4 protein-coding genes are annotated in these 18,884 nt (G+C 47.9%); all 4 read left to right on the top strand.

What is annotated here, in order from left to right:
- On the top strand, window positions 1-2,364 hold a 2,364-nt coding region (locus tag VN105_RS28655), incomplete at its 5' end, for a condensation domain-containing protein (protein WP_325646733.1).
- A 40-nt stretch (window positions 2,365-2,404) separates the two neighbouring features.
- Complete coding sequence (locus VN105_RS28660; protein WP_325646735.1) at window positions 2,405-8,782, top strand: non-ribosomal peptide synthetase; 6,378 nt, start codon at window positions 2,405-2,407, stop codon at window positions 8,780-8,782.
- Window positions 8,783-8,794: 12 nt separating this feature from the next.
- On the top strand, window positions 8,795-16,699 hold the full coding sequence (locus VN105_RS28665) for a non-ribosomal peptide synthetase (RefSeq protein ID WP_325646737.1): 7,905 nt from the start codon (window positions 8,795-8,797) through the stop codon (window positions 16,697-16,699).
- 4 nt (window positions 16,700-16,703) lie between these two features.
- Window positions 16,704-18,884 (top strand): non-ribosomal peptide synthetase (locus VN105_RS28670; protein WP_325646739.1); only part of this gene is annotated, 2,181 nt, incomplete at its 3' end.

The following is an 18,884-nucleotide window of genomic DNA, read 5'->3' on the forward strand; positions in this document are numbered from 1 at the left end:
GTGTTGTTTTCAAGCGGAGAAGCATTGAGCGGGGAAACGGTGAATAAGTTTAACCGGCTCTTTAGTAGAAAAAGACCCCGGTTGATCAATTTATATGGCCCTACAGAAGCTACCATAGATGTTTCCTTTTATGAATGCGACCGGGTAAACTACGATGCGCCTGTTCCAATAGGGAAGCCGATTGATAACATCTGTTTATACGTTATGAGCCGGCTTATGCAGCTCCAGCCGGTGGGCGTTGCAGGCGAACTGTGTATTGCCGGTGTGGGCCTGGCAAAGGGATATGTAAATAATCCCGGTCTTACAGATAAAAAATTTATCACCTGGAGAGGGCAAAGATTGTATCGTACCGGGGACCTTGCAAAGTATGATACAGATGGCAACATTATTTTCCTCGGCAGGATGGATGACCAGGTAAAGATCAGGGGATTCAGGATCGAACTCTCGGAAATAGAACAGTGTCTCATGAAGCATCCCCGTGTAGAGAATGCAGTGGTTTTACAGAAACATACCAATGGAGACAGCTATCTGTGTGCTTTTTATTCTTCAGCTGCAATGCTTGATGAAGCGGAACTCAATGCCTGGTTGTCAGATTTCCTGCCGGAGTATTGCATACCCAGCGTATATAGCTACAGGCCAGTATTTACTTTTAATGCGAATGGTAAACTGGACCGGAATGCCCTCATTCAGGAAGCGCCCCACCGTCGGGCCGATAAAAAAACAGACAACGGCGTATTGAGTAAAAAAGAACTGCTGGTACTGGGCATTTGTCAATCGGTGCTCGGGACCGGATCTCTTAGTATCCACAGCAGTTTTATATCGCTGGGTGGTGATTCCATAAAGGCGATACAGTTGCAGGCCAGGCTGGCGAGAGAGGAATATTTTGTTGGCGTAGCTGATATCCTGAGTGCCCCCAGCCTGAAGAGTTTGTGTAGTGCCATTATCCTGATGGAACAGCAGCGCCTGGCTACGGAACCGGCAACGGGTGATATCCTGCTAACTTCCGTTCAGCAACAGTTTTTTAGTACCGCTTTTACCAACCCTGATTTCTTTCTGCAGGGAATTACGCTGGTTTCAGGACAACGTTTTGACAAACAACTGGTGGCAGATGCATTTCATCACCTGCAGGCGCATCACGATGCACTGAGAACAGTATTCAGGATGGAAACCGACACCGTTACTGCTTTTATTCCTGTGGAAGTAACACCTGTAACGCCTGTTTATATTGAAATTACTGAAAATGACACAGCCGCCACCTTACTGGATATTACCGGCCGCTTAAGGAGAGAGATAAGTATCTCCAAAAAGCAGCTGTTCAGAATGGCAGTTGTTAATACTAAAAATGCCGGCTACCTGGTGATGGTAGCGCACCATCTCATTGTAGACATATTATCCTGGAGAATACTGGCAGAAGATTTTGTGCATCTGTACGACCAGCTGAAAGCAGGAAAACATCCGCAGCCGGGAAGAAAAACCAGTTCTGTAAAAAAATGGGGAGAAGCCTTGCATGGTTTTTCCCGCAGAAAGGATGTACTGGAAACAATGAAACACTGGATGAGAGGGTCGGGTGGGGAACCTCCGGCATCCCCCGCGGCGCCGGTAAAATGGGGAGCCTATAAAAGAACAGGAGTGAAAATTTCAAGAGAAACGACGAAGATATTGCTGTCTGAATTATGCCCGGGATATAAGGTGAGTATGCCTGATATTATCCTGTACATTCTTACAAAGTCATACCAGGTGCTGACAGATCAGCAGTATCTGTGCGTGGCAATGGAAGGCCATGGCCGGGAACGGATCATTCCTGATATTGAACTGAACAGAACTGTAGGGTGGTTTACGGCTATCTATCCTGTAAGATTTGAGGTGCCTGCCGCTGAGCTGTCTGTTCAGGGATTAATGAACGTCCGGGACCGGATGCAACAAGTGCCGCATAAAGGACTCAGCTACGGCGCCCTGCGATACCTGAGCGAAGATCCACTTATTCGTCAACAGCTATCCGGAAACCAGTCGGATATACTTTTCAACTATATGAGTGAGCCGGATGCCGTTGGGATACATAACAGCCAGGTATCCTATTATCTTCATTCAGATGAGCAGGTTATGCATACCGACAATGTGGTAGGATTTAATATGATCGTATCCGCAATTATCCGTCAGCATCAACTGGAACTGAATTTTGACTATGACAGTACGAAGTATGCCGAACAGGATATGAACAGGTTAACCCGGAAAATGGAAGAATTTACCGCGCAATTGGTGAGTATCTGCTATCATTCAGAAATTGACGCCGGTATGCTGGCTGATTTTTCTGACGGGGACCTTACCATAGCAGAACTGGACAAGATCCGCCAAATGATCCGGTAACCTGTACCAACAATTAAATAACCCGAAACTACCAGTTATCATGAACGGAAAAGTAGAAATAAAGGATATTTATGGCCTGTCGCCCATGCAGCAGAATATGCTTATGCATGCGCTGGACAGTGCGGCTGTTGATCAATATCACCGGCAGGTACGCATACTAATGCATGGAGACGTAGATCCGGAAGTGGTCAATCTTACATTAAACAACCTTGTTGAAAGACATGATATACTCAGGACCGTTTTTGCTTATGAAGGACTTTCCAGGCCAAGGCAGATTGTAACGGGAAACCGGCAGATCCCCGTGTATTACAATGATCTTGAAAGCCTGCCGGATTATGATAAACTGCAACACATTGATCAATATAAGCAGAAAGACAGGCAGCAACGTTTCGATATTACAGGGGAGCCTTTATTGAGACTGGCTATCTTTAAGATCGGGACCGGTACCTATGAGTTTGTATGGAGCTATCATCATATTATACTGGATGGCTGGTCTATTGTTATTTTAATCCGGGAGTTCGGGGCTATCTATGATAGTATTGTCCGGGGCATTAAATACCAGCTCCCGGAGGGCCCGGCATTCAAACATTTTATCCGCGCTTTGGCTAACACCAACAGGGGTGCAGCCATTCATTACTGGAGTGAATATCTTGACGGCTATCAACGGGCCGCCAGCTTACCCTTTTCTCCGGACAGAAGGAGCAAAAAAGGAGAAAACAAAGAAGTAAAACTGCTGATCGGAAAAAAGGAAGCTACTGCATTGCGGCAGATGGCGATAAACACCGGGGTTACCCTGAATACGCTTATTCAATGCACCTGGGGGGTGCTTCTTGCAAAATACAACAGCGCTGAAGAGGCGGTTTTCGGATGCGTCGTTTCGGGAAGGGCATTACAGGGAATGGACTTTGAGGAGGCGGTGGGATTGTTCATTAACACGATCCCGAGAAGGGTCCGGTTTGACCGGAATGAGAGCCTGGGCCACCTGTGCAGGCGGATGCAGCAATCAGTTATTCAGTCAGAGGAGTATAGCTATTTCCCGTTGACAGAGATCCAATCCCTGTCGCCCCTGAAGAACCGGTTAATAGATCATGTGCTGGTTTTTGAAAACATGCCCGCATCGGAAAGTTTGTACGGGGCCGCCGGAAAAGAATGGGACAGCGGGTTGAAGATGGGGCGACTGATGGCCGAACACCATACCAGTTACGACCTTTCTGTCACTGTTTTTCCGGAAGACAGCATCAGAATTGTTTTTTCCTATAACAGTGAACATTATGGTAATGGCTATATAGAGCGTTTGTCCGGACACTTCCAGAACCTGTTGTTTCAACTGACAGGTGAAGGCGACGTGATGATTGATTCGTTGCGCTTATTGAATAAGGAAGAAGAAGAGGCGATACTCAAAATGAGCCTGGGACCACAGGCCGCATATGTTAATTGTGGATTGATGCCGCTGCTGCAGGAGGTTTTCGTTAAATCGGGAACCGCCATATGTGTCAGGCACGGAAACAAAACGACAACTTATGCAGAGGTAGACCACCTTTCTTCATCGCTGGCCGGTTTCCTGCAGCAGGAGATGGGCGTGAAAAAGGGAGACAGGGTGGCGCTGATGATGGACCGTTCCGCAGACATGCTGGTGGCTTTGCTGGCAATCATGAAATGTGGGGCCGCTTTTGTGCCTGTGGATATTCAAACTCCGGAGGAGCGAATGAAGCATGTGCTGCATGCAGCCGCGTGCAGATGCCTTATCAGCGAAAGGGAACATGATACCGGGGGCGCGGTTTGGATATATAACAAGGCCGGCTACACGACAACCACTTATGAGGCAAAAGAAACAATCATTTCCGGAGACGATTTGTTATATATCCTTTTTACTTCAGGGACCAGCGGGGAGCCTAAGGGCGTAAAGATTCATAACAAAAGCGCAATCAACTATTTCTGCTGGGCTAATGATCATTACTTTGATGCAGGCGCCCGTTACAACTTCGCTTTTTTTACCTCACTTTCTTTTGACCTTACTTTAACGAGCATCTTTACCACGTTGCTGAGAGGCGATACGCTGGTTGTATTTGACAGCACAGTACCGGTACATGATACGCTGCGGGCCATTTTCAGCCCGGGAGCAGACATACAGGCGGTAAAACTGGTACCTTCTCATGTCAATATTCTGAATCATATAAAACCTGGCAGCAACGATGTAAGATTGGCTATACTGGGTGGGGAGAACCTCACACCCGGGCAGATTAATGTGTTGCGGGAGATGGATCCTTCCATGCGGATATTCAATGAATACGGGCCTACGGAAGCTACTGTGGGATGTAGCTGTAAGGAGGTAGGCGATGCCGCAGCTGCGATTACAGTTGGGCGTCCTGTTAGCAACACCCGGCTGTTAGTATTGGACAAGAGCCTGCATATTCAGCCTGTTGGAGCGCTGGGGGAACTGTGCATTGCCGGCCACTGTTTGAGTACCGGGTACCTGGATGATACCGTTACAGCGAAGCGTTTTCAGCTATTGGACCGGATCGGGGAACAACTGATATACAGAAGTGGAGATGCTGCCCGCTGGACAGATGATGGGGAGTTGATCTTATCAGGTCGTATGGACAACCAGATAAAGCTGAATGGTTATCGTATTGAACCGGACGAGATTGCCGTGGTATTGGGCAGGATGAATGGTATTAAGTCAAATGTGGTAAGGCCGTTAAGCATTCACGGCGAAATGCATTTGGCGGTTTACTACGAGTTGATGGCCGGTAAAGATATCAGCGATGCAGCCATCAGGTCGTATCTGGCGCTGCATCTGCCGGAGTATATGTTGCCACAGTTTTGCATCAGGGTGGAAACAATGCCGCTGAATATAAATGGAAAAATTGATGTGGAACAGTTACCGGTACCAGGAGAGAAGAGGAAGATGGTGGTGATGCCTGTTACCGGGTTGGAGCAGCAGTTACAGCGGATCTGGGCGGATATATTGTTGTTGCCGGCGGAGGAACTCAGCGTAACGGAAGATATTTTCCTTTTAGGAGGCAACTCGCTGAAGGTGATCAGTTTTGTATTGAAAGTACAGGACACGTTGCAAAAATCCCTTTCCATTTCTGATGTGTTTGAAAACAGGACCGTGCAGGACATGGCGCAGCTGATAGAAAAAATGGAAGGAACAAAACCGCCGGTTATCGAAAAGGCGGAGGCCAGGGAATATTACCGGCAATCAGCGGCCCAACGGAGACTTTTTATTTTAAATGAACTCGATAAATCATCTTTAAGCTATAATATTTCAGCCGGTTTCCGGATAAACGGCCCGCTGGATACAGGGAGAGTGGAGAATGCGTTCAGGAGCCTGATAGCAAAGCATACCATATTGCGGACTGCTTTTTTTGAACAGGAAGGTATTCCGGTGCAAAAGGTATTTGACGAATGTGCATTCTCAATAGATTTATTTGATGAAGTACTGTCGGATTCCCGGGAGGCGGAGCAGGCGTTCTTCCGCCCATTTGTCCTGGATAAGCCTCCTTTACTGAGGGCCATGTTGATAAAGGAGGCGCCGGAGCAGTACAAATTTATTGTTGATATGCATCATATTGTTTGTGATGGTATTTCCATCAATCTTTTTGTAGATGATTTTATCCGTGCATATAAACAGGATACATTGTTGCCTAACCGGCTTGAGTACTATGATTATGCGGAATGGAATGTTTCCAGGTTTGGATCTGCATCTTACCAGGCACATGGTAAATTCTGGAAGGAGCAACTGGCGGGTTATACGCCTCATGCAGGATTACCGGCCGATTTCAGACGGCAGGCCGTGCGGGAAACGGCAGGGAAACTCCGTCATTATGAACTTACACAGGAAGAGACGGCGCGGCTGCGGAAAATTTCAGAGGCAAGCGGTGTTTCTATGTACACCCTTTTGCTGACTTGTATCAGCGTGGTGATTGCAAAACTGAGTAATGAAGAGGAAGTAGTGATCGGAACATCCGTTAGCGGGCGTAATAACATAGCGCTGGAAGGTATCATCGGCATGTTTGTAAATACAATGGCGATGCGTATTCATGTTGATCCTGATAAGCCGTTTGCTGATTTGCTGCGCGATGTAAAACAATTGGTACTGAAAGCGCTGGAACACCAGGAATATGCATTTGAAGACCTGTTGGGAGATCTTTCCATGCAGTTTGATGCGGCGAGGAACCCGCTTTTCGATGTGATGTTTGTGCTGCAGGAAGACTGGGAGCCGGCATTTGAACTTCCTGGTCTTATCATGGAATCGGTCCAGGTAGACAAAGGGGTTGCCAAGTTTGACCTCACCATAGAGTGTATTGATAAAGGAGATTTCCTGTCTTTCAACCTCGAATATGCCACTACGGTTTTTAAAGAAGAAAAGGTAGACCGGCTGATGGACTGCCTCCGTACACTGGTGGCCGACATCGGAAAAAGTACAGGAAGAGGTTGCGCTGCGCTGGACTGGGTGCCTGCAAAGGAAAAAGACAAAATACTATTTCAATTCAACAATACAGCAGCACCTTACAGTAGTGCCTGCAACATTCACCAGCTGGTAGAAAAACAGGTGGCTTTGTCTGCCGGACGTACAGCGGTAACCACCGGCGACAGCAGTATCAGTTATGAAGCATTAAATAGTACCGCCAACAGAATTGCAGCATCGGTAGCGGAAATCTGCTCTCTGAAAGGGATCCCTGTGGGTATCTTCCTGGAACGGTCTATAGAAATGATCGCCGCTGTTTTAGGTGTGTTGAAGGCGGGAGATGTATATGTGCCACTGGAGCTTCAGCAACCGGATCAGCGTATTGGTGGCATCATCCGGTCTATTGGAATAGGCATCCTGGTTACAGATGGCCATCACCTGGACCGGGTATCTCAACTTATAAAAGCAGGGCATTGTACAGTAGGAGTGGTGATCTGTCTCAGCCCTGAAAAGAGCTGTGGCGAAGCGCTGGCCGCATGGGCGCACAGCAATATAAAACTGCTTACATGGGAAGATGTGGCAAAACAAAATGGTGAGAACGTAGACAGGATGGTAGCTCCGGATGATTACGCCTACATTATTCATACTTCCGGCTCAAGTGGCGTGCCCAAAGGCGTGCTCGTGAAACATCAGCCGGTAGTTAACACCCTGGAATGGGTGAATAAATCATACGCTATAGACTCGTCGCATAAACTGCTGTTTCTTACTTCACTCGGATTTGACCTGTCTGTGTATGATATATTCGGCATACTGATGGCCGGCGCTACTATCCGGTTGGCTAAACAGGAAGAAGTAACGGATCCTGCACGACTGACCGAAATTTTGTTTAACGAGGACATTACTTTCTGGGATTCTGCTCCTGCTGCTTTGCAACAGATACTTCCCTGCCTGCGGGAGGATCGTTTTAAAAACAGATCCGGTAAATTAAAAAGGGTGTTCCTGAGTGGCGACTGGGTACCGCTAACAATCAAAGAAGACCTGGCGGTTAATTTTAAAGACGTAGCGGTTACCGCGTTGGGAGGCGCCACCGAAGCGGCGATCTGGTCTAATTTTTTTGATATTGACGCAATAAACAGTAACTGGAGCAGCATACCCTATGGTAAACCTATTCAGAATGCCAGGTACTATGTACTGGACCAGTCGTTGAACTGCTGTGCCATAGGAACTCCCGGCGATTTATATATCGGCGGAAGATGCCTGGCAACAGGATATGTGAATGACATTGCATTAACACGCAGTAAGTTTTTACCTAATCCCTTCGAGAAAGGGGAAATATTTTATAAGACCGGTGACAGGGCAAGGTGGTTTGAAGACGGAAACCTGGAATTTCTTGGTCGTATGGATTCCCAGGTAAAGCTACGCGGCTACCGGATAGAATTGGGGGAAATAGAAACATGGCTCAGAAAATATCCGGGAATTGGAGAAGCTGTGGCCGATATACGGAAGATGGGGACCGACCGGAAACTGTGCGCCTACTTTACCGCCACGCGGGAAGTTAATACCTCCGCCCTGCGTGATTACCTGACCGGCGTATTACCTCAATACATGGTTCCTTCTTATTTCATGATGATTGACCAGATTCCGGTAACAATTAATGGAAAACTTAACAGGAAGGCGCTGCCGGAAATACGGCAGGATGCAGAAAATGACCGGGTGGCGCCGGCAGATGATATGGAGCAGACACTTGTTGAAATCTGTGGTGGCATCATTAATATTCCGTCATCCCGGATCGGGATGAATATGAGCTTCGCGCAATTGGGCGGTACTTCCATTGACGCCATGAAACTGGTTTCGGGCATTGAAAAAAGGTTGTCGGTCCGGCTCCGGTTACTGGACATTTTACGGTTAAACCACATATCCGAAATAGCGGTGCTGGTGAAAACAGCACGCTTGCTCACCGTTAATAACGCCGCTGCAATAGAAGGAACTTCAGTTGTTATTTAAACAGTAAATTTTATGTCTGCCAGATATATTCAGTTATTAAACAGGATCAGCGAAGCCGGGTTAACCATACGGCTGGAGGGAGACAATCTGCTTTTGAACGGAGGAAGTGTATCTGTTCCGGACGATCTGATTTCAGAGATAAGACAGGAAAAGGAAGGGATGATAAACTGGCTGAGGGAAACAAATGCCTGGTGGAGCGATGGGCGTATTCCCGGCGCCGGCGTCAGGGAATTTTATCTGGCAAGCAGTCAGCAACAGCAAATATATGCCTATGAACAGCTGAATCCCGGTACTACCGCCTATAATTTGCCGGTGGCCTATAAGTTAACCGGGCAGGCAGATATAACGGGAATGGAGAAGGCATTCAGGTCCCTGGCGAGGCATCATGAAAGTTTACGTACTGTTTTTTGTGAAAGGGACGGGATCTTGTACCAGCGGTTTAATACGGATATCGGGAACTTTTTCAGTGTATTGGAATATGAGCCAGGGAAAAGTGCCGGTGATGTGCTCTGCAGTTTTGTACGGCCCTTTGACCTTAACAGGGGGCCATTGTTCCGTGTTGGTCTTTTCTCTTTAGGCGAATCGGAACATGTACTCGTATTTGATGTACATCACATCGTTTTTGACGGGATTTCCCAATCGCTGCTTTTCAGGGATTTCATCACTGTTTACAATAACGGTGAACTGGAAGCCTTGCCGGCCAGGTATGTGGATTACAGTGAATGGCAGCATACGGACGCTTTCCTGGAGCGGGTTGCCGGCCAGCGCAGCTATTGGCTGAAGGAGCGGCAGCATACTTCCGGGCCGGTCGATTTTGGTTTAGGTAAAAACACAGATGGGACTGGGAAAGGCATCAGTGGAATTTATACGCTGGACCGGAAGGATACTTTGTTGTTAAAAGAGCAGGCAGCCAAACATGGGACAACCGTTTTTAGCTTTTTACTGGCAGTATATGGCGTTTTTCTGAACAGGTTATCATGTCAGCAACGGTTTTGTATCGGGATACCGGCTGCCGGCAGAAATAACAGGGACCTGGAAGAAATTGTTGGCATGTTTGTCAATGCCTTGCCGGCAGGTATAAATATTTCCGGGGAGGAAACCTTTGAGTGGTTGTTGCAGCAGGTGAAGCAGCAGGTGGTGAATGCCCTGGAGCACCAGGACTATCCATATGAAATGTTGGTGCAGGAGGCCGGGCTCCCGGTAGAAAATGGCAGATCATCTCTTTTTAATACGTGGTTTTTTTATAATGTTGATGATTTTGGAACACTGCAAATGGGAGATGTTGTACTCGGGCAGTTTGACTATCAGCATACGGTGGCTAAGTGGGACCTGACACTACAGTGCCTGGAAAGGGAGGGAGAAATCAAATGTCACCTGACATATCTGGATACTGTTTTTACAGCGGCCGATGCAGCCATGGCTTCATCATTGTTCGGCCGGTTGCTTTACCAGCTGTTGCACAATCAGCAATTACCGTTAAAAGAGCTGGAATTATTGAGTGAAGCGGAATATAACAGGGTAATAAAAGATTACAATAATACGGACGCGCCATTGGAAGATAACGTGACGGTGGTGGACCTGGTACAGCGAATGGCGGGTGTTTTCCCGCAGCGTATAGCGGTGCACTCAGCGGGAAAAGAGATCACCTACCTGCAACTGGCAGCCCGTATGGATGTTATGGCTCACCTTTTGGCCGGTTACAATATATCCCGTAATGGGATTGTGGCTGTACTGATGGAGCGGTCGTTGGATACAATAGCCGTTATTACCGGCATTTTACGTGCCGGATACAGCTACCTGCCCCTCAATCTGAATGATCCGCCGGAAAGGATTGCCTATATACTAAGCAATAGTGGCTGCAGTTTATTGATCGCAGATAAATCGCTTGCCACCAAAGCAGAAAGCTTTTCCGGCGCCATACTGTATACTGACGCAATAGACTGGCTGGCTGCGGAAAAGAAGGGGCCGGGTACAGATGGCCCATTGCCGGCAGACAGGGCATATGTTATCTATACATCCGGTACTACCGGTACCCCCAAAGGGGTAGAGATCGGGCATACCTCGCTGCTGAATTACCTGTCATGGGCTGCGAAAACTTATGTAAAGGAGGATGGCTGCGATTTCCCGGTATATACTGCTTTGTGTTTTGATATGGTTATTACTTCCATTTTCCTCCCGTTAATCACAGGCAACAGGTTAATAGTGTATGAGGGAAATAACAGTTTCCTGCTGGATACAATATTATCAGAGAACGAGGTATCAGTTATTAAGCTAACCCCTTCCCAGTTAGGTGGGCTGGTTGAACACCAGGCATTGCAGGAGGAATTGGATAATATGCCGGACCTCAAACTCAAACGTATTATTGTGGGAGGAGAGCAACTGGAAACACATCTTGCACAAAAGGCGCACCTCTTCTTTGGCGGCAGAACGGAAATATATAACGAGTACGGACCAACGGAGGCCACGGTGGGATGTATGATATATCAATATACACCGGGGAAAGATAATAGGACGATTGCCGTGCCCATTGGCAGACCTGTTTTCAATACGCAGATATATCTTCTCGACAGGAATGGAAAACCTGTTGCCACAGGCTTTCCCGGTGAAATCTGTATTGCAGGGAGCTGTCTTGCCATAGGGTATCTCAACAATCCGGAAGGGACCCGCGATAAATTCGTTCCTCATCCGTTCAGGCAGGGACAAAAAATGTATCGGACCGGCGATATGGCCAGGATGCGACCGGACATTACCATGGAGTATATTGGCAGAAATGACAGCCAGGTAAAGATCCGCGGCTTCCGGGTTGAACTGGGTGAGGTGGAGGCAGCGGCATTGTCTTACCCCGGAGTGACTAATGCAAAGGTTGTTTTGTGGGCGGATAAAAATGCGACGGGAGAGATCTATGCTTATCTGGTGGCAGACCATGAACTGGATATTGAGCAGGTAGGGATACACCTGGCAACGATCTTACCGCCCTATGCAATTCCTGCCGGTATTGTGCAAATTGATACCATCCCGCTTACGGTAAGCGGGAAAGCAGACAGGGCAAAACTACCACGTGACAGCGCTGTTATATATTCAGAACAGCCGGCTACGTCCCGGGAATTAATACTTGCCGGGATCTGGAAAGAAGTGTTGAATACAGCGCGCATAGGTGTTAATGACGACTTCTATCAGCAGGGAGGAGATTCTATCAGGGCATTGCGGGTGATCGCCAAAATAAACAGGGAGTTTAAAACAAAACTCACTGTGCAGGATATGTTGAAACATCCGACTATCCAAAAACTGGCAGCCCGGCTACCCGAAACGGATCCTGCGCAGGATCCTGCTGTTATCAGTGAAGTGATGGCCCTTTTTGAGCAGGAAAAAAAGGAATGGCTGTCTGGCGCCGCGGATCCTTCCGGGGTTGAGGATGTGTTCCCTGCCAGTGATGTACAGGTGGGAATGTTGTTCCATACCCTGAGAGAACCGGCTTCCACTTTTTATCACGATCATATGGTACACCAGTTGTACTATGAGAATTTTGACTTTGAAACACTCAGGAAATCGGTTTCCCTGCTGGTTTCAAAACATAGCACGTTGAGAACATCATTTAGCCTGGTGCGCGACGGTTATCCCTTACAGGTGGTATATAAAGAAATTCCATTGCCATTGGCGTACTATGATTATTCGCTGATGGATGAAGAACAGCAGGAAAAGCGGATCAATGATTTTTTGCAGGATGATCTGAAACATCCTTTTGATTTGTTTGCTACGCCATTGTGGAGACTGACCATATTCCGCCTTTCAGCACATGAAGTGGTGATGGCGTGGGTGGTGCATCATGCCATCATTGATGGATGGAGCGACGCATTATTCAAGGCAGCGTTGCACGACACTTATCTGAAACTGGGAAAGGATCCGGGCTATATGCCACCGGCTCCTGCCGCCAGCTATAAGGATTATGTTGTTGCTGAAATGGTGAATAGAAAAAGCAACCTGTACGAAACATACTGGAAAACACAATTAAAAGATTTTATACCACTGAATATCTATCCTTCCGGAAAGAGACAGGCACCGGAACATACCAGGCAGCGCCACCGGCATGAGCCTCCACCCGGTTTTATGAGTACCCTCTCAAATATGTCAAAACAGCATAACATCAGCATAAAGAATCTCTGTTTTGGAGCCTGGCTGTTTGGGGTTTACATGCTGTGCCGTGAAAAGGACCTGTTAGTAGGTATTATAGACAATAACCGGCCGGTGAAGGAAGACGGAGACAAAATATTAGGCTGCTTCCTGAATGTACTACCGGTAAGGTTTGGGTTTGTAGACGAAGAAACCTGGGAGCAATACTTTCACCGGGTAAATGAAAAGTTAAAAGAGGTACTGGTGCACGGGAAAATCACTTTCCTTGATATTTTAAAACTGATAGAAACGGAGAGAGGTGGAAACAATTCAGGTGCGTTCATCAATGCAACATTTAATTACGTTGATTTCCATGCCCTGGAAAGTGTGGATTATGCGGTGCAGCAAACCAAATTATACAGAAAGCTGGAAGTAAGCTCTTATTCTGTCAATAACTTTGAGATTGATTTCACTTTCAGTAAAACCCTTGGCGAGCCTGAAATGGTGTTGCACTATTCCTCCCTGCTCCTGACTGATGAGATGGCGGCAAAATTTTGCAGTTACTTTGAAAGCGCACTTACGCTGCTGTCTGATGCACCGGATAAGCCGGCATGCAAGAAGGGAATACTGGAGGCAGATCCTTCGCAGTACTTTATTACACAGCAGGCTGTTGCGCATTGGCAGGAGCCGGTTGCAGACATTTTTTTCACAGACAGGGATTACGCTAACGCCGGAAAGGTGGCTATATCATCTCCGGGAAGAAGTTTAACATACCAGGAGTTTGCAGAAGAAACAGACCGCATGGCTAATTTCCTGATCTCCAAAGGCGTGGGCAGTGAAAAGGTGGTGGGAATGATTGCCGACAGATCGGTTGAAATGGTGTTATGGATTCACGCCATTTTAAAGGCGGGAGGCGCCTATATGCCCATCAATCCTCGGTTGTCTGCAAAACGCATCCGGTTAATGACGGAGCGCAGCAACATACAGCTGATGATATGTGATGCCACGTACAGCCAGCAATACACCGGTCCTACCCCTAAAATAGCCACCCATGATCTTCAATACAGGCAATGCGCTGCAATACGTCCGGTTGTGGAGTACGCTCCAAACAGCCTGGCTTATATTATTCACACTTCAGGCTCCACCGGAATCCCGAAAGGCGTAATGATTGAGCGGGGCGCTTTGCAGAACAGGCTGGAATGGATGCAGCGTGCTTATCCCTTATACGCAGCGGATGTAATGTTATTAAAGACACCTGTTTTCTTTGATGTCTCTGCCTTTGAACTTTTCAGCTGGTATATAGCAGATGCCTCGTTGCATATTCTTGAAGAAGGAAAAGAGAAAGACCCCGGTAACCTGCTGGACGTTATTGTGGAGAAGCGTGTGACAGTGCTCTACTTTGTACCTTCCATGTTAAATGGTTTTCTTGAATGGATAAAAGACACTCCGGAGGTGCGGAAATTAAATGACGTTAGAAGAGTGATCAGCACCGGTGAAGCATTGAGCCCGGATCTGGCTATGAAATTTGATTCACTGGTTTGCCGTCATACAGGCACGCGGTTAATCAATATGTATGGGCCTACTGAAACGACCATTGAGGCCGCATGGTTTGATTGTGTTCCTGCACAATATTACGATCTGATTCCCATTGGCCGTCCGGTAGACAATGTGCAGCTGTGGATTACCGACGTGAACGGGCAGCTGCAGCCGGTGGGGGTTGCAGGTGAACTTTGTATATCAGGCGCCGGCCTTGCCCGTGGTTATGTTAATAATGAAGAAGAAACCCTGCGCCGCTTCGGGCCTAATCATCTGCTGGGCCTGGACCGGGTTTACCGGACGGGAGATCTTGCGCGCTGGCTGCCCGATGGCAATGTTGAATGTCTTGGCCGGGTTGACCGGCAATTGAAGATCCGTGGCAACAGAGTAGAACCGGGTGAAATAGAACACATGATGCTGGCTGCTCCCGGTATATCCGACGCCTGTGTGGTATTCAGGGAAGATATTTTATGTGGTTATTATACCAGTGCAACAGCAGTGGAAGAATCCTTTTTAAGGGCTTACCTGTCCGGGGAACTGGCAGATTATATGGTGCCTGGTGTGTTAATGCGCCTGGATTCATTTCCGCTAACGGGTAGCGGCAAAAAAGACGTACAGGCGTTACCGTCGCCATTGCTGTTTACCGATAACCTGTTCCGCGCGCCTTCTGGAGAAACCGAGCAGCAGGTGGCTGCTGTGTGGGCTGCTACACTGGGCAGGGAGCAGATCGGCGCAACGGCAAACTTTTTCTCACTGGGTGGCGATTCCATTAAAGCCATACAGGTAATGTCTCGCTTACGCAGCCAGGGTTACAGCGTAAGCATGAAGGATATATTTGATCATCCGACAATAGAAGGACTGGCGCGGCAGGCCCGCAGGATAACAGGGGAAACAGCACAGGAGGCTGTTACAGGCAGGGCGCCACTGGCGCCGGTACAACACCGGTTTTTTAGCTATTATGGTAATAGCCCGCATAAAGGGCATTATAATCAGTCGGTATTACTGCGGTGCCGGGAACAGGTAGATGAGGATCGGTTGCGGACTGCTTTACAGGGGCTTGAATATCATCACGACGCTTTGCGGCTGGTGTTCCGGGAAGACGCTACAGGTGTTTACCAGGAGTATCAACCATGCCGGGGCAGTTTTCCCCGCCCGTTGGTGTACGACCTGCGGGGGGAAGCTGATGCGCAACTGTTGCCCATTTTCAATTCATTGCAGCAGGATTGTGACCCGGCAACGGGTCCCTTGCTGCGGTGCGCATTGATCCGGCAGAATAAAGGCGACCGCCTGCTGCTGGTGATCCATCACCTTGTTGTGGATGGTGTATCGTGGCGGATCATTTTTGAGGACCTTGAAACGTTGTATAACGGAGGTAGCCTTCCTGCCAGAACGGCTTCCTATGGCAACTGGGCGCGTTCCCTGCAGGAGCGCAGGGATATTGTGGACCTGGAGCATGCCTATTGGCAACGGCTCGACAGAATGGAGACCACACCGCTTGCGGGTTGGCGCACACCGGCAGACCGCCGGCTGTCGGCATTTCACCGTCAGCAGCATACGCTGGACACGACGCTTACAGCAGGTCTGATATCAGAAGCACATCATGCTTACGGAACAGAAACAATAGAACTGTTATTGACCGGTTTAATACTGGCGCTGCAGGCGCAGGGAGGCACTTCATCCCAATTACTGATGCTGGAAGGGCACGGCCGGGAGGAAGGTATTTCCCCACTGGACATTAGCCGCACGGTAGGCTGGTTTACAAGCATGTTCCCTGTTTTGCTGGAGGTGCCGTTGTCTGCTGATATGGGCGCAGCAGTGAAGGCTGTTAAGGAGCAGTGGCGCCATATTCCAAACCGCGGCGCCGGATACGGCATATACCGGTATTGTTCAGTCCCCGCACCACTGCCGGCTTCCTGTACACCGGAGATCATGTTCAACTATATGGGACAGTTCTCCTCGGCGGAGGTAAACAGCACATTCTGCCTGGCAGAAGAACCGTCGGGAGATCCGCAAAGCTTACATCTGGAGCAACCACAAAGCCTGCATATTTCGGTGATAGCCATTGGAAATAAACTGGAGCTGGAGTTTCAGTACAACTGTGAAGCCTTCACGGATGATACCATCACCGCATTGATAACAGCTTATGTTGCCTGCTTACAGGAGCTGACAGCACATTGCCTGTCGCAGACCCAACGATCATTTACCCCCAGTGATTTTACTTATTCCGCTATTTCAAACGAAGCACTGGAAGTTCTTAGTAAAAAATTCAGTTAATCTTATGCCAGGGAATGAAATTGAAGATATCTGCCGGCTGACGCCTTTACAGAAGGGGATGCTGTTTCACTGGATTTACGACAAACAGGCATCCACCTACTTCCTGCAACAAACCTATCTGATTAACGGGAACATAGATGAAGCAGCTTGCCGTTTATGCCTGGATCATTTGTCGCAGCAATATGAAGTATTGCGGACAGCATTTATTCACGAGGACCTGGATGAGCCACTGCAGGTAGTACTTAAAAGTCGGAAAATTGAATTTAGTGTGAGGAAAGCTGACGGGGAAAGCTCCCTTGAAGCACTGAAAGCCGCAGACAGGCAACGGGGCTTTGATCTGACAGAGGATCCGCTAATGCGCGTAATGCTGGTGATACTGCCGGCAGGCAATGCATTGGTATGGAGTTTTCATCATATTATACTGGATGGCTGGAGCATTGCGCTGTTGATTTCAGATTTCCTGTCATGTTATCAGCGCCTGGCAAACGGTCAGTTGCCGGTAGCCGCAAATTCGCGGCAATATAAAACTTTTCTGAAGTGGCTGGAGAAACAACAGCCGGAAGAAGGACGGCTGTTCTGGCGAAATTATTTGTCCGGATATGATACGGTAGCAGATATATCCCCACTGAAACAAAGCTCAGCGGCCGCTGCTACGTTCAACCGGCTTCGTAAAACGCTGGGTAGTAAGCTCACAAAGTATGCAGAAACAATGGCAGCTGCAGAGGGTACTACGGTAAACCTGGTGCTGCAAGCGATCTGGGGCATCTTACTCGCAAAGTACAATAACTGCCGCGATGTAGTTTTTGGGCAGGTAGTATCCGGCCGGCCTTATGAGCTGGAAGGGGTAGAAAAAATGGTGGGACTTTTCGTTAACACCGTCCCTTTCCGCGTGGCATATAGCCAGGACGATACATTCTCCGGTGTTCTTAAAAAGTTGAATCAATACATACCATCCGTTTATCAGCATCAGCATGTACCATTAATTGAGATATTTGCCCAAAATGACCTGAAACAGCAGCTATTCACCCATTTATGGGTATTTGAGAATTATGCACCGGGCAATCCGGCCACAGGCAGCACTGCTTTGACAGTAACCGGCACAGAGATCTTTGAACAGACAAATTTCGATCTTACACTAACCATCTGGCATGAAGCGGAGATCACTATTCAGTTTGACTACCGGGAAGAAAAATATCCCGGGCTACTGATGGAATCGGTCTTTAAACATTTTATGCATATACTTGAAGCAGTGGGTCAGCATGTCAACATACCGGTTGTGGAAATTTCACTGCTGGATGAGGATGAAAAGAAGAAGATGGCTGCCGGCCTTAACCAGTCCGAATGGACTTATCCCCGGGATATTACCTTGATGGAATTGCTAAAGCTGCGTGCAGTTGCTTTTCCCGCACATACAGCGGTGATATCGGAGCATGAAAAGCTGAGCTATGCCGGGTTGGATCAGGCGTCTGACAGGGTAGCGAATTACCTGATCAGCAAAGGTGCGGGCCGCAACAAAGTAGTAGCCGTAATGCTGGACCGCTCGCCGGAAATGCTGATCTGGATATACGGGATATTAAAAACCGGCGCGGCTTATCTTCCTGTAAACACAAAACTACCCCAGGGCAAGGTGGAATTTTTGCTGAAGGATAGTGAAGCTGTTCTGCTGGTAACGCGGCAGCACTTTAAGCAGTCGATAGATAAGATGATAGAAACCGTTCTGTTGGACGATGACCCGCATCTTGCTTTTAGTACAGATGCTCCCGGGGTCGCTATCAGCAGGAATGATCTGATGTATGTAATGTATACGTCCGGGTCAACAGGGGATCCCAAAGGCGTTATGGTGGAACATCAATCAGTGGTTAACCTGTTGTATGGCCTGGACCGCATTTTTCCTTTTACAGAAGATGATGTTTACCTGGTAAAAACGCCTTATTATTTTGACGTGTCTGTTCCCGAGTTGTTTGGGTTTTTCATAAATGCGCCGGGAAAAGCTGTACTGATGGGGCCCGGAGAGGAGAAAGACCCTTATTTGATAGTATCATATATTCACCGGTATAAGGTAACCCATATCAATTTTGTTCCTTCTCTTTTTAACCTGTTTGCAATGATCTGTACACAGGAATACCAGGAATTTCGGCATCTGAAGAACATTTTTCTTGCCGGGGAAGCGTTGAGTGGAGAACAT

The organism is Chitinophaga sp. (assembly GCF_035564935.1).
Taxonomy (GTDB): Bacteria; Bacteroidota; Bacteroidia; order Chitinophagales; family Chitinophagaceae; genus Chitinophaga.